The 15,571-nt window shown below is 43.9% G+C and carries 10 protein-coding genes; 2 read left to right on the top strand and 8 right to left on the bottom strand.

Annotated features, from left to right (window positions below):
* Positions 1–93: 93 nt before the first annotated feature.
* Positions 94–1,287, bottom strand: a complete 1,194-nt coding sequence (locus tag A0256_14815) for a hypothetical protein (GenBank protein AMR32604.1) — start codon at positions 1,285–1,287, stop codon at positions 94–96.
* A 367-nt stretch (positions 1,288–1,654) separates the two neighbouring features.
* Between A0256_14815 and A0256_14810 the strand changes: the two genes are divergently transcribed.
* Together A0256_14810 and A0256_14805 are read left to right on the top strand one after the other, a co-directional pair.
* Positions 1,655–2,734, top strand: a complete 1,080-nt coding sequence (locus A0256_14810) for a hypothetical protein (protein ID AMR32603.1) — start codon at positions 1,655–1,657, stop codon at positions 2,732–2,734.
* A gap of 368 nt (positions 2,735–3,102) precedes the next feature.
* Positions 3,103–4,320 (top strand): hypothetical protein, encoded by a 1,218-nt coding sequence (locus A0256_14805; protein AMR32602.1) that lies wholly within the window; start codon positions 3,103–3,105, stop codon positions 4,318–4,320.
* A 102-nt stretch (positions 4,321–4,422) separates the two neighbouring features.
* Here the strand turns inward: A0256_14805 and A0256_14800 are convergent, their stop codons facing one another.
* The 7 genes from A0256_14800 to A0256_14770 form a co-directional block, all read right to left on the bottom strand.
* Complete coding sequence (locus A0256_14800) at positions 4,423–5,331, bottom strand: hypothetical protein (GenBank protein ID AMR32601.1); 909 nt, start codon at positions 5,329–5,331, stop codon at positions 4,423–4,425.
* Between the two features lie 247 nt (positions 5,332–5,578).
* Positions 5,579–6,751: a hypothetical protein gene (locus A0256_14795; protein ID AMR32600.1), complete on the bottom strand. Its 1,173-nt coding sequence runs from the start codon at positions 6,749–6,751 to the stop codon at positions 5,579–5,581.
* 22 nt (positions 6,752–6,773) lie between these two features.
* The gene (locus tag A0256_14790) at positions 6,774–8,321 is read right to left on the bottom strand and encodes an amine oxidase (GenBank protein ID AMR34561.1); all 1,548 of its coding nucleotides are present in this window, start codon (positions 8,319–8,321) and stop codon (positions 6,774–6,776) included.
* A 286-nt stretch (positions 8,322–8,607) separates the two neighbouring features.
* The gene (locus A0256_14785) at positions 8,608–9,162 is read right to left on the bottom strand and encodes a hypothetical protein (GenBank protein ID AMR32599.1); all 555 of its coding nucleotides are present in this window, start codon (positions 9,160–9,162) and stop codon (positions 8,608–8,610) included.
* A 23-nt stretch (positions 9,163–9,185) separates the two neighbouring features.
* Entirely contained in the window at positions 9,186–11,570 is a 2,385-nt protein-coding gene (locus A0256_14780) for a hypothetical protein (GenBank protein AMR32598.1), read from the bottom strand.
* Positions 11,571–11,600: 30 nt separating this feature from the next.
* Positions 11,601–12,770, bottom strand: coding sequence for a hypothetical protein (locus A0256_14775; protein ID AMR32597.1), 1,170 nt, complete (start codon positions 12,768–12,770; stop codon positions 11,601–11,603).
* A 28-nt stretch (positions 12,771–12,798) separates the two neighbouring features.
* On the bottom strand, positions 12,799–15,570 hold the full coding sequence (locus A0256_14770) for a TonB-dependent receptor (GenBank protein ID AMR32596.1): 2,772 nt from the start codon (positions 15,568–15,570) through the stop codon (positions 12,799–12,801).
* Position 15,571: the final 1 nt, after the last annotated feature.

Genomic DNA, 15,571 nt, shown 5'->3' with positions numbered 1-15,571 from the left:
GACACGAGCGAAGTATTTGTTATCGGGGGGAACGGCAGGAAGGCGTAAAATCGATTTTCGTCATCTTCCGGCCAATAATATCCCACTGAATGATCAATAAACCGTGTACCAGGCTATTCCTAAAAGGCCAGGCCGACAGCCCACCGTTACCTTGTCGCCCGCTTGGATACGGTCATACAGTTCGCTGCTAACGCTCTCCTCTTCGCCTTCGGTTTGTGTTCCCCATTTTTCAAGCACCAAATGGTAAGAGGTATGTTTACCGCGGGTAATGTTCTTGCCGGTAACTTTAACTGTGTACTCCGTTGGCTGAGCTTTATCGTATAAACAGTTGACTGCTGTACTTGCCGCGATACAATAAAGATAAACGAACACCATCATGAGAATCGAGGTGCCTATCTTTTTACCACTGCTAAAATTGAACGACTTATTTCCCGAAAACAAGACCAGCACCAAAATGGCAAATAAACCTCCCGATGGAAGCCACAAACTGTCAAAATTTAATAGCGAAAGATCCGAAACTAGTCGTATACCCAAACCAGCTAAAGGCATGATAAACCCTAATGCGATGCTTGGGTAAGGACTGTTCTTTTCCTCGTCGAACCTGATCAGACTATTACATTTGAGTACAGCGATAGCCAGCAGCGGATACAATACGCCTACGGTGACCAAAATTAAATATGCCGCAGGATAAAAGATAAGCAGTCCGGCTACCACGTAAGATGGCCAGTTCACAATATCGCATAACAATTTGGCGTGTTTAAGTTTTTGCTCCCGGTCTTCCTCGGTAAATCCTAAACTGTTGTCGGTAAGTATGCCAGTCAGCTGGTCTTCATACTCTACCAGGTCAAGGTTTGTAAAATTATCGGCCAGGTATTTTTTAAGCTCCTCAGCAGATGATATATATTTGGTGATCTTGATCTTTTTCAAACCGGCGGTCATCGGAATGATAGAGATGTAGTTCTCATCTAGCCTAAAGCCCTTTACATCAGTAAAATAAATAGTGCGGCTACTGTAAGCCTCCATATACACAAAGCTGTCAGTTTCTATCAGCAATCTTTCGTTATGAGTACGCACGAGCAGGTAAACGGAGCCGCAGATCAGGAGAATCAATACCGGAATGACCACGTAAGCCGGGATATCACTTTTTACATCCGTAAGCACGTAATACCCAAGCCAGCAAAAAAGACCTATACAACCAATAAGGGAAATATATAGAAAATAGCGCCAAAAACCAGCTATAGGGTATTGCCGGGTATCAGTTTGGGTATTAGTGTAATAGGTTGTCATAAGGATTGGGAATACTGACGCAAAATATGCAAATGTTTGATAAAAACAAAGCTGCCCCAACCATCTCTGCCAGTTTACTTTAATTAGTGAGCAGCCTCTTTGACATAATCATTCTCTAACGATATTATCGGCTAGCCAGATAAAACGACTACGGAACCAATAGAGTCGTCCTACCAAATTATTTCGGCATCTCACAGAACAGGTCAACACATCCCAAACGGTTTAGCTTGTTGGTTACTTAGCATGTGGAATGCCGAAATAAATTCACTGTTGTCCGGTAAAACGATTTTTTGATAAAAGTTAAGGGGTAGTTTACAAGCTACCCCTTTGTTGTTGATATTTGAGTTACCACACTTAAACATTCAACATGGGCAAAAGTACTTTTTTTACCGGACAGCCGGTGCTGAATCAGCTGTTAAGTTTACTTGACCGTAATGGAATAAGGTCATTAGCCCGGCGCGGTGAGCATGACCGCTATTATCGTTATTTCGACACTTATACCCACCTGGTAACGATGCTTTATTGTGCTTTCAATAAATGCACCAGTAGTCGTGAAGTAGTGAGCGGCATGAAGGCCTGCCTGCATAAACTCAGCCATACGGGCGTTATTAAGTGTCCGGCGCGAAGCACTTTATGTGATGCCAATGCCGGGAGAAGTTTTGAGGTATTTGCCCGTATCTATGATCAGTTATACCGTCGTCATAAGCATCTTTTACCGGACAGCCGGTTGCGTATAGACCCAAAACTTTTTATAGCTGATGCTTCTACCATCACGTTGTTTCAGCGAATATTAAATGCTCCAAGCCCGGGTAAGTTAGATGGCAGAAGAAAGGGCGGGATCAAGGTGCACACGTTGATCAATGCTGCGGACGATGTACCACTAAAGGTGAACTTTACCGCTGCCAGTGCCAATGATATGCCTTTTTTGAAAGAGATACACTTACAGCCAGGTTCATTCATCGTTTTTGATAAAGGCTATGTCAGTTACGCCCAGTATGAAAGATTCTGTAATGAGGGCGTATTTTTCGTTACAAGGCAGAAAAAAGATGCCCGTTACACCGTAACCACTGTCCATGAGTTGAGCGAACACAGTAAAGATGTGGGTGTAGTAGCGGATAGATCTCTCTTACAGGGAACACGGACTCAAAAAGAAGGCATCAAGCTAAAAGTCCGCGTAGTTACCTTTTTCGACAAGGAATCCGGCCGGACATTTGAGTTCCTGACCAACAACTTTTCTCTGCCTCCTGAAGTGGTAGCAGACATTTATAAAAAGCGATGGCTGATCGAGGTGCTTTTCAAACGGGTTAAACAGAACTTCCCGCTTAAATACTTCCTTGGCGATAATGAAAACGCCATTAAGATCCAGATATGGTGTGCTTTCATTGCTGATCTGCTCATCAAACTGGTACAGGTACAACTCAAAAGGAAATGGGCCTTTCAAATCTAACGTCGATCATCAGGTTGCATTTGATGAGCTACATTCATTTGTTCGACTTCCTTAACAATCCCGAACGGCTGTCCGCAGTGTACGATCATGCCGAACAACTAAAACTGGGGGGCTTGGAAATTGGTTTTAAGACATGATCTACTCTGAAAGGCCTTAAATCGTAACTTTTTTTATTATTTGAGTTTTTACCGGACAATAGTGAAATAAATTCGGCATGACGGCAAGGTGGGATTATCGTTTTAGCATGTGGGGTGCCGAAACAAGTTCACTGTTGTCCGGTAAAACGATTTTTTGATAAAAGTTAAGGGGTAGTTTACAAGCTACCCCTTTGTTGTTGATATTTGAGTTACCACACTTAAACATTCAACATGGGCAAAAGTACTTTTTTTACCGGACAGCCGGTGCTGAATCAGCTGTTAAGTTTACTTGACCGTAATGGAATAAGGTCATTAGCCCGGCGCGGTGAGCATGACCGCTATTATCGTTATTTCGACACTTATACCCACCTGGTAACGATGCTTTATTGTGCTTTCAATAAATGCACCAGTAGTCGTGAAGTAGTGAGCGGCATGAAGGCCTGCCTGCATAAACTCAGCCATACGGGCGTTATTAAGTGTCCGGCGCGAAGCACTTTATGTGATGCCAATGCCGGGAGAAGTTTTGAGGTATTTGCCCGTATCTATGATCAGTTATACCGTCGTCATAAGCATCTTTTACCGGACAGCCGGTTGCGTATAGACCCAAAACTATTTATAGCTGATGCTTCTACCATCACGTTGTTTCAGCGAATATTAAATGCTCCAAGCCCGGGTAAGTTAGATGGCAGAAGAAAGGGCGGGATCAAGGTGCACACGTTGATCAATGCTGCGGACGATGTACCACTAAAGGTGAACTTTACCGCTGCCAGTGCCAATGATATGCCTTTTTTGAAAGAGATACACTTACAGCCAGGTTCATTCATCGTTTTTGATAAAGGCTATGTCAGTTACGCCCAGTATGAAAGATTCTGTAATGAGGGCGTATTTTTCGTTACAAGGCAGAAAAAAGATGCCCGTTACACCGTAACCACTGTCCATGAGTTGAGCGAACACAGTAAAGATGTGGGTGTAGTAGCGGATAGATCTCTCTTACAGGGAACACGGACTCAAAAAGAAGGCATCAAGCTAAAAGTCCGCGTAGTTACCTTTTTCGACAAGGAATCCGGCCGGACATTTGAGTTCCTGACCAACAACTTTTCTCTGCCTCCTGAAGTGGTAGCAGACATTTATAAAAAGCGATGGCTGATCGAGGTGCTTTTCAAACGGGTTAAACAGAACTTCCCGCTTAAATACTTCCTTGGCGATAATGAAAACGCCATTAAGATCCAGATATGGTGTGCTTTCATTGCTGATCTGCTCATCAAACTGGTACAGGTACAACTCAAAAGGAAATGGGCCTTTTCAAATCTAACGTCGATCATCAGGTTGCATTTGATGAGCTACATTCATTTGTTCGACTTCCTTAACAATCCCGAACGGCTGTCCGCAGTGTACGATCATGCCGAACAACTAAAACTGGGGGGCTTGGAAATTGGTTTTAAGACATGATCTACTCTGAAAGGCCTTAAATCGTAACTTTTTTTATTATTTGAGTTTTTACCGGACAACAGTGAAATAAATTCGGCATGACGGCTGCTCTTTCAATAAATCTTACTTCTGCAGCACCATCACCCCGTTCATCAGGATCGTGCTGCCTTTTTCGGCTACGATATTGTACACATTTTGTACCCCGCCAGCAAGCTCATTCTTTTGCAATACGGTGTAGGCTTCGTACTTGCCGGTTTGCTCGTTAAGGCATAGTACCTGCTGACCGATATTTATATCGCCTATTTTTAATCGGCCTTCTTTAGTAGCCATCGGGTGGTTTGGGGTGGCCTGCAGCACTTTAGCGCGCAGAATTACACCGATAGCGCTAATGGTATTATTTTCTTTAGCCGATATCAGCACCAGCCGGGTTAGTGCATAATTCTTAGCAGCGTGAACCGTTAGCTCTTTTACCCTGGTGGCCGAGGATTTACGGGTGAGCGGATCGATAGTAATCACTTCATCGCCGCTTTTTACATCTTTCAACAACTTTTTACTGCCATTACTCATCGTCACCAATTCATCACCCGGAAAACAGATATCATTGCCATAAGTAGCTGATTCTTCTTTCATATCCTTGCCATTATTCAGCACTTTATATTGCTGAAAACTGAGCTCTTTAGATAGCACATATGACAACTTCAGGATGAAATTCTTCTCCACTTTATTAATATCATCGATATCCTGGAAATAAGCAGCCCACACTTTGGCATCCGCAGTAAAATCTGGTACCAGGGCCTGGTATTTTTTGCCGGTTTCACTGGTGTAAAAAACCATGGTACCTATCTCCTGCATTCCCTCTTTGGCAATAAATTTATACAGATCGATCCGCTTCTTCAGGTTGTCGCTGCCGGTAATGAAGTAAGGTTTACGGCTTTCGTACCTGTCAAGCACGTAAGCATTATCAAACTTTACATAGGTATCTTTGTCAAGGTCGGCAATGGCGTAAGTTTTCCCTTTGGTATACTCGGCCATTGTAAGCGGACGGGGATTAACTTTTTCCTGGGCAAAGCCAGTAACGACTATAAAAGTAAGTCCAATTGTAATTAGTAGTTTTCGCATTATAAAAGATTACTTAAGTAAGTGCATAATTCCGCGCAGCATGGTTTTTATTTAACCACAGCGTGCGCAAAGGAGGCACGGAGAACACAGAAATTAGTTTATTGAGGTGTATGTTGAATAAACAGTTAATATCACACTGGTAATGCCCCCAAGCCGTTGCTCACGAGATCTGTTTAAATGCTTCAGCAAAAGCTTCCATTTCGTCCATGCGTCCGATACTGATGCGGCACCATTCCTGCCCGTTCAGCTTCCAGTTGCGCAGGCCGACGCCTCGTTTCATCATTTCGCTTACAAACTTTTTGCCATCCATCTTCAGCGGGAACATCACAAAATTGGCCGATGAAGGGATGTAGGTATAGCCTTCTTTCTTCAAAACGCTGTATAAATATTCTTTGGATGCATTAGTTTTCTTCAGCGCATCCTGCAGGTACCCGGTTTCCTGATAGGCAGCTATAGCAGCCGCGGCGGTAGTCGCCGACATGGCAAAAGCCCCGGAAGTGTAGATGGACAATGTTTTTATCATTTCGGGCTGTGCTACAATGTATCCGCAGCGCAAACCTGCAAAACCGTACAACTTAGAAAATGTCCTGGCCACAATGATGTTCTGGCCAGCCTTTATACCGCCAATCATGGAAGATCCGGCCGGATCAGGCAGGTAATCGATGTAGGCCTCATCAACAAATATTGTGGCTTTCTTTGAGACTCGTTCGCAAAAGCTTTTTAATTTTTCGGTATCTACTATGGTTGCGGTGGGGTTATTGGGATTACAGATGTAAACAAGGCCGGTATTGCCGTCAACCTTGGCTTCCATGGCATCCAGGTCCAGCTTATAGTCTGCTGTTACTGGCACTTTTACCCATTTGCCTTCAAAATTAGCAGCTTGGGTCGGCAGGTCTTCGTAAGATGGGTCGGCAGTAATAATATTTTTGCCACCCTTGCTAAAGTGCATAGCAGCAGCCAGCAACAGCGGCGAAGATCCGGCGTCTAAAAGAATGTTACCGGATGATAAACCTTCATGCTGGGCAATTTTATTTTGCAGCGTACCTAAAGCGAAAAACGAATACTGATAACTGGTTTCCAGTGAATCTGATATGGCTTTTTTGGCCGCGGCAGATGGACCAAAGGGGTTTTCATTAGCCAGCAATCGCGCCTTAAGTACCGGCATTCCTTGTAACACAGCGTCGTTTTCGGCCGCCAGGGTATTAGTGCCAGTCATTTTGCGAATAACCGGCATTGCAGCAAGTTTGCTGATAGATCCGGATACAAAGGCCAGTCCCCCGGCCATCAAAGCACTGCTTTTGATCCAGTTTCTGCGATTTTGTGAGTTTGCCATATCGTTTTACGTTTTAATTTCTCTATTTGTCCGTTGTGGCCGGATAACTTAGCCGTTGTTCCGACAGTCGTCCGTGAACTGCTGCAACTACGCTCCTGGCCGATTCAAACGCTCCTGCCATCCAGGCGTTGAGATAGCTTAAATGTTCCCCGGCAAAATAAACCTGTTTATCGGGCTTTAGCAAAACCGGGTATTGCGTTTTGCGGGTTTCGTTATTGTAAATGGCCCAGCCACCCAAATTGTACTTTGTTTTATGCCAGCTCACCGAGAACGACCGCTCAAACTCCTGATCATATTGCGGGTGAATGAGCCTGCCTTTTTGAAGGGCCAGCTTTTCGCGTTCCGGGTAGTTTAGCTCGCCTGTACGCTCTGCTTTTTCGTTGAAATTGTAATACCCAATTAAGATACCCTTTTTTCCTAAATAATCATATGAAGGGTAAAAAATTTGAGTTAAATCGTTATTAATGTGTGTAATACCGCCGTAAATGTGGTCATCTTCTTCCCAAAACCTCCTCTTAAACTGCAACCCTATCTTGCCGGTTTGGATATAGCTGATATAGTCGATAGCGCGGCTTACATCGCTGCTAAAGTTGTTACTTACATTACTCAATACCGGCAATGGCAAAGTGCAGATACACAGATCACCCTGCAGCAGATGCTCGCCGGCAGCATCTTTGTAAGTGACTTTTACGCCTTCGGCCAGGTTAGTTATATTGGTCACTTCGGCACCCAGTTTTAGCGAAGGGGCCACCTGCTTTTGCAATGCCTTTGCTATCATATCCATACCACCAATGGCTTGGAACATCGTCATCTGCAACTCGTAGGTATATTCGGCAACATTATAAAAATCGGGGTCCAGCAAACCCGATTGGATGATATCCGCCAGTTTGTTCGCATCAGCGATTTTGCCCGCCTTGCTACCTGCGCCAGGCGACTCTGCGTAACCTCTGCGGGCAGATGCCTTGTATAGCTTGTCGATATCCAATCCGCCTTCGGCGGCCAGGTATTCAAGTACTTTTTGGGTGTCTTCTTTGGTAAGTGCCCCGTCCAGCGCGCCATGATCCACGCTTTTACTTAACAGTTCGGCCATGTAGCCACGCACATCATTATGTACTTCCCGGGCGCGAATTTTTTTGTTAGATAAGCGCCCTTTTCCTTCGGCGAAGTAGTAAGCACCCTCGTTAACATTATTGTAAACCTGTATGGGCACTCCTAATTCCTTGCAGTAATGTAAAGTCAGTTCATGGTGGTGTGGTATGCGCGACGGCCCGGCATTGAAGTAAAGGCCATCATCAAATGCAGCGGTAGCTTTCGGCATGCCCGTTTCCTCATTGGTGCTGCCGTTACGAATGCTCCAGCATCTTCCTCCTGCCCTTTCACGGGCTTCCAGAATGGTGCATTTATAGCCGAGCTTATTCAACTCGTAGGCACTCGTCATACCGGCCAGGCCGCCGCCTAAAATAATAACGTGCTTGCCGGTACCGCTTCCGGTAAGGTCAAACGCATGTGCCGGGGCAGATTTGACCATACCCAATGCCAGCATGGCCGGGTAAGTGCCACCAGCCAGCATTGCGCCCCTGCTCAGGAAGTTTCGCCTTGTTAATTTTTCCAAAATCAGATCAGTGCTAATTGCAAATCCGGGATTTGGCTGTAGCCAATAGATTCACAATGGAAACTTAGCACTTTTTTAAAATATTAACAATTAAATTGTGAAAATCATCGCAATTCGGCTTTTATCTTACCATGAAAGCAGTTATGGCAGCTATTAGCCAGTGAGCGGCTTTTAAATAACGGGTTTATATTACTTGCGAATACTTTAGTCAGCAAAATATTTGCAAATTCCTGCGGGTTATATATCAGGTCAGGATTAGCTGGCCAAAATGATAAGCAATATGATTGGTGCGGCTCAGCAGAACACTTAGCCGGTTGCGGGTGGGGTCGTTGGCAAAGTCTTCATCCGTCATGGCGTTATGGCGTTTAAACCAGTCTTCGGCGGGCAAGGCGGCAAACAATTCAGTAAGGTAATTATGCACATCGGTCCAATACTGTTTAAGTTGCCCAACCGAATACGCCTCAACGGCTGATCCATCCGGACTGCGGAGAAATACCGGTGCCAGTTCCGGGTGTACTGCGTCGCCGATACCTAAAGTCTCGGCCAATAACCCATGGTAACTGGTTAAGTGCCCATAAAGATATAGGATCCGGTTTTTGCCCGGCGCAATAGGTTTTTGGAAATCGTCATCTGCTAAACTATTAAAAAAATTCTCAGCCCTTGCCACCTGGGTGTTCCAGCCTTGCAGCGCCATCTTTACAAATAGTTGTGGTTCCATTTTTTTTAATGTAAAGATGGAATAAGCAAGCAATTCGGCAACTACCTGTAAACGAAGATTACTGTAGGCTGACGCTGGCACCAGCCAATTTTAATGCAACAGAGCTACTTTACTTCAAATGTAAAGGATTGCGAAGCAGCATCGCCGTTAGCGGTTATACCTTGCACGATTCCAAAATATTTACCGGTTTGATCTGATGTGTAAAACGAAACGGAATTGGGCGTGGCGGTACCGGTTTTAATCTCAGGTGACCAAAACAGCAAATTTCTGAAATCGGGCAAGCGGGATTTCTGCTGTTCATCGGTTTCATAAAGCGGAGAATAAAATTCCCTCTGATATTGCATTCCCTCGTAATCCACAACAATGGCATGAGAATCGAGTTCCGTTCCGCCTAGGTCGCCTTTGTAAGTTGTGTAATTAAGGATGCCATCATAAACCGACGGGCCGTAGAAATACCGCCTCCGCACTACCTGCAGGCGTTGCACTTTCAGCGGGTCAACAGCAAGCAGTTTATCCAAATTAAAGACTGGCACACCATCTAATATGACCAGGGGATCGCCCTCGAGCGGCCCCCGCTCACCTAAAATGGTCACGTGATAACGGTGCTGTGACCGGGACGAACTCGTTTCTCTCACATATTCGCGCATCACCTCCTCCATGGTAACAAAACGGGTAAAATCATCCAGCTTGTAAGTTTTATAAGGCTCACCAAAAAAACCTGCACTATCTACAAGTGGTTCATAAAAGCGCTTAAGCTTACTGCCAGCATAAATGTTTTGCACCTGCATTCCCAAACTTTGCTGTTGCAGCGAGGCTTGCATTGCGTTGGTTAAACCAAATTCGGGCAGTATTGAATTGCTGTACTGATCATAAAAAGGGGTCAGCACTTCAAGTTTATGAGCGGTATCCCGTTCTGTATTGGTTTGTATCACAATTTCATTGGCACCATAAAAATCTTTTGTATTAAATAGTAATATACCATCCGCATCGCTCCGGGCGGGATAAACCTGCACCCGTTTGCCCGGCACAGCTAAATACGCTGTCACATTTTTCGCCGGTCCTTTTACCGAATCTACAGTTTTAACGGTTATAATATGCCCGTTGTATTCCGGCAAAAACTTCAGTGCCGGTAGCTTTCCTTTTACAATATTAATCCAGTTAAATCTTCTCCAGCCTTGTGTAAGCATCAGGTTATCTGCAGCTTGCTCGGCCTCAGCTGATATATTATTGATATAATAAGAAGGCGATTCGATATGACCTTGAAGATCTGAACTTAACCACAGGTAGCTAAAAATCTCATCTGGATCTGGCGCCTGCAGGCTATCTACACGGTACACTGCTATTGACAAACCGGATTTCAGGAGTTTACCGGCAGCATCTTTAGCAGCAACCATAAGATTCACTTTTTTGCGGGCAGCATACTGCGGCAAATCTGCAGCCGCGGCTACAAAGGCAGTTTGGTTAGGTCTTTTAAAATACAAACGCTCGCATAGAGGCTGCCCGCCAGTACCGAATATGGTTAAGTGCGATATTCCTTCGCCCAATAAATTCTTGCCGATGGTGAACTGTGCGGTACCACCTGCCGTTACAGTGTTTTGAACCGCTTTGGTCACCCCCCGCGTATGGGCCAACAGGGATATCTGCTCATCAGCAACATTACTGTTCACCTTTATAACCAGCTCACCGTTACCCGTATCTGTCAAATGCATGGTGTAGCCACTGCTATTTATTACCGGCAACTCTTTTGAAATTGTTTTTTCTGCAGCAACCTTAATTACGGCCTTATAGGTATAGCCGGCTTGCGGCGTAAACATAAATTGGCCCATCCCGAATTTTAAAGGCTGAAACCTTACTACCGTATCATTTCTATTATTTACTATTGCACCTTTAAAGCCAATGCCCAAACCATCGCTACCTATCGCTTTGAAACCAACATTGGCCACAATTCCGCTTACAAGGTTGCCCCCTTCAGGGAAAAATTGAACATCGTAAGTGGCAGGCTTTGATTTAGCGAATACCGGTGAACGCAATGGATTGATGATGGTGATCTTCTTCTCGAAAAAATAATCCGGACCAAAATTTTTCATCCAGCTGGTATAGGCCCTGAGCTTATAATTTCCATTCATTATTGTGCCTGGGATAACAAACGATCCACTTCCCATGCCGTTAGCTACCGCTATCTTCGCCTGCAAAATGGGCACCTGCATGTTATCCAACACTTCCACGTAAGCAACTTTGCTCAGGTTAATTGGCTTATTCAGGGTGGCATCTACACAGTATACCTTAAACCAAATAATCTCGCCTGTTAAATATTCGCTTTTACTGGTGTGTACAAAGACCTTTTCCTGCACTATATTTTGGCCATATCTATCAAAGTTGCTTTGCACCTGCTGTATGCCTTGCGCATCAGTTCGCGGAAGGCCCGTCAGCAGAAATTCCAGCACCAACAACATATACTTAAGCGGTACTAATAATTCTTTATGGTTCATTTTCAAATAATAACTGTAGGTGTATCAAGCTTATTTATCTTTCCAAAAGGCTGGTTGCTTTTTAGTGCCGCGAATTGTACAGTCGCCGCACTCGTAGCTTGTTCTGCCATACCCTATCGGTATTGCCCTTGGCCCGGGGATGCTGAAAGTGGGTAAAAACAATTTTGTGAGCAGGTACTCTTTCACTTCTTCAACTCTTGTTTGAGGGTTATAAAACAGCGTTGTATCTTGTGTACATCCTTCGTAAGGGTATTTTAATAAATAACTATCCGGCAGTTCGTCTCTATCTATAAATAGCCTTTTTGTTTGCACCGTCCCTACACTAATATATCCAATTACTGGCTCGCCGGCATTGGCTACATTGTGAATATTGCCTTTCAATTCTGATGGCAAGGCATCAAATATGCTTCCTAATTGCTCTGTATTTTTTTTTAAATTTTCCCAAAATTCATATGCTTCCCGGGTTAGCGCGTATTGCCTTACTAAAATACTATAGCGCATGCTTATCTTTTCGGAACTGGATAGAATTTGCGTTATGGGTATATTGGACGCAACATCATTGGCAAGCTTAACAGTTGATGCCAGCAACACTACACTTGAAGCGCGGTGACCGAAGCAAATATAAATCTGGTTTTCGATAGGTCTCGGTACAATATCATCTCCAACAGCTTCATATTCAACCAGGTATTTAGCATGAAATTTCCATGTTTCATCATAATCATAACGGTAATAACGGGTGTTATTACCCGGATCATGAGAGGAAGCATTAATCTGGATGCCTTCGGAATTTTTAGTGTAAGAAATAGTATCTACCGGCGGACTAATCTTCACTTCCGCATCATCCGACACATATTGCTGCCCATTGCTCAATTTAAGCAGCAAATGATATTTATTTGCGGGGTTTAAATTCATAGCTGCGGTAGCGTAAACCCCCGGGGTTATTTCGTTAAGTGATCTGGAAAAACCCGCGCCCTCTACAGTAACGGTGGCGCCTTTCTCAATATTGGTACGTACCGAATCTGATAACTTTACAGTTCTGCTTAGTTTTATGAAAGTTGAATCTGAGCCGCTATTGATCAGTCCTTCTACAACCAGGTAATTATTAGCAGATGATATGATAGCGGGCTGAAATGGTTTTTTACAACTAATTACCCCAATTAGCAATAAGGGTAAACTCAAATATTTTATTTTTTTAAACATAGCCGTTTATGTAAATGCTTTTCCTGTTTTAAAACCTGATATTATAATTGATGAAAGGGATAGGCTTCGCAAAAATAGAAAGCTGGTACCCGTTTATCACCCCGCTTTGCTGGGTAAAATAAGTAGAGTAAGCATTTTGCCTGCCTGTAAGGTTATAAACCCCGATAGTAAATGAATTATGCGTTGCCTGGTGTACTCTGTGGTTCCCTTCTATATTCAGTGAAAAATCGCTCCTGAAGTAATCAGGAATCCGATTAGCATTCCTGTCGGAATAATACACTCTTTCAGATCCTGCATAGTAGTACTTGGCAACCGGCAGCGTAATTGGCCGGCCAGTACTATAAGTTACATTGAGCGAAATACTGAACCTATGAGAAAATTTATAATTGCCCACAAAATTGAAAGCATGTGGCTTATCATAATTAGCAGGATAATAGTTGCCGTTATTCACCGGCTGCCCTACAGTCGGATCGTCTTGTTTTAAGAATGTGCGTGAATAAGCGTAACTGATCCACCCATTGGCGGCCCCTGCATTTTTACGGATGAAAAATTCTACACCGTAGGCCTTTCCTCTTGTATTAATCACATCGGTTTCAATATGATGGTTGAGTACCAGGGTTGCTCCGCTACGGTAATCGAGATAATCCTTTAACCGTTTGTAGTAAACCTCCACCGAAGTTTCGATCGTATTTGACTGAAGGTTTTTGTAAATACCGAGCGATACCTGGTCGCCGTACTGTGGTTTAATATTGGGGTTACTTAGTTGCCAAACATCTGTAGGGGCAATAGCTGTTGTGTTGGATAGCAAATGAATGTACTGCCGCAGGGTGTTGTACCCTGCCTTAACTGAAAAATTATCGCCCACATTGTAACGGGCGGATAATCTTATTTCGGGCCCGGTGTAGGTCTTTATAAATTTCCTGCCAGTATACACCGTACTGTCTAGCAAAGTACTGCCAGAGCGTGGCAACCCGGGTGCATAATTATTGACTGTTTGGGGCCCGAGAAAATTATAGATGGAATATCTTAAACCATAGCTGAGCGACAGATCGGGGGTTACATCATATTTATCGCCTACATACAGGGCGCTTTCCAAGGCTTGTTGAGTTGGAACATCATCGGGTGTAATTAACGATAAAGTAGAATTAGCACTCAAACTACCAGGATGCAAAGTGTAATAAATACTGTTCAGGCCAAAATCGATAGTATGATTACGATCAAGATAATAGGTGAAATCAGTTTTAAAATTGGCTTGATTGATATCGAACTTTAGCTTGTAAGCAGTTACCGGATTATCGGTACTCGCAATATCATATTGGTACCTGTCGCCGCCAACTGTGAACAAGCCAAAAAGCTTATTGTTAAAATTATGCTTCCATTTAATGTTTACGTTTCGGTTTGCATAACTGTAGCCGGTGTCGCTGTTTAGCTTAAATTTATCCCGGCTGATGTAGCTGCTGATGTAAACATTGTTTTTATCGTCGATCTGGTGGCTGATATCCAGGTTGAAATCATAAAAAGATGCCTGGCTGTTCTTGTACTCGCTTGGCAGCAGGTTTAGTAACCAATCGCTGTAAGTAATACGTCCGCCAAATATAAATGAAGTCTTATCTTTAATAATGGGCCCTTCCAGATTCAGCCTGCTGGTAAGCAAACCTATGCCTGCAGTACCGGTAAATTTCTTTTTGTTGCCCTCGCGGTCGGTAACATCTAAGATAGATGAGAGCCTCCCACCAAATTTTTCGGGTATACTGCTTTTATACAACTCCACGCTTTTTACAATATCCGGATTAAAGGCGGAGAAAAAACCAAAAAAGTGCGCCGGGTTGTAAATAGTGGCATCGTTAAGTAAAATCAAATTCTGATCAGCAGAGCCTCCCCTCACATTAAATCCAGTTGTGGCTTCACCCACCGTTTGCACACCGGGCAGTGTTAATACTACCCGCAATACATCGGCTTCGCCAAATACAGTTGGCACTTGCTTAATATTTTTAATATCCAGCCGGGTTACCCCAAGTTCCACGCTGCGCACATTAGCTATTTTATCCGCAGATATCTTTACTTCTTTAAGGCTGGTAACTTGCTCCTGCATTTCGATAATTAGTTTACCGTCAGAATACAATACGATTTGCCGCCGGGTATCCCGCATACCCAAACCACGCACCAGGAAGGTATGTTTACCACGCGGTAAAGTGAGTGTAAAATAGCCAAACTGATCGGTAGCAACACCGGCCTTACTTTCGGGTTCGTACACAGACGCTCCAATGATAGATTCGCCCGATTTGCTATCGCGCACGTAGCCCGATAGTGTAGCCCTGCCTTTTTGTATGATATTGGTCTTTATACCAATTTCATAGAGTTTATTTTCCGTAGTGGCCTCCGGAATCTTTTTGTCCCGGTCATCAATATACTCTGGCGCTGCTGGCTGATTAACTACAACCTCACCCGGTTTAGCCGGGTTGCTGAAATAGCCAGCAGCAAGATTGGGCTGCAGTGCCCTGCCTTTGCTTAAAAAAACCTGGTTGGCGGTGGTAATTGCAAAACGGTAGTCGGTACCTTTAAACGCGGTCTCCAGGATTTCGCTTAGCGGTTGATCATTCCCCTGCAGAGTAACCCGCAGGCTATCAAATATGGAGGGATCAAAATAAAAATGATAATTACTTTTACTTTCCAGATCAGTTATTACCGTGTGGATATCGGCTTGCTGGAAATTTACAGAGAATAGCTTTTTGTTCGCCTGCTGGGCTGAAACCTGGAGTATATGTAAGCAAAAGAAACACAAAAAGTAAATTTTCTTCATA

Origin of the sequence: Mucilaginibacter sp. PAMC 26640 (assembly GCA_001596135.1) — a bacterium.
Taxonomy (GTDB): domain Bacteria; phylum Bacteroidota; class Bacteroidia; order Sphingobacteriales; family Sphingobacteriaceae; genus Mucilaginibacter.
This window is presented reverse-complemented; position numbering and strand designations above follow the sequence as displayed.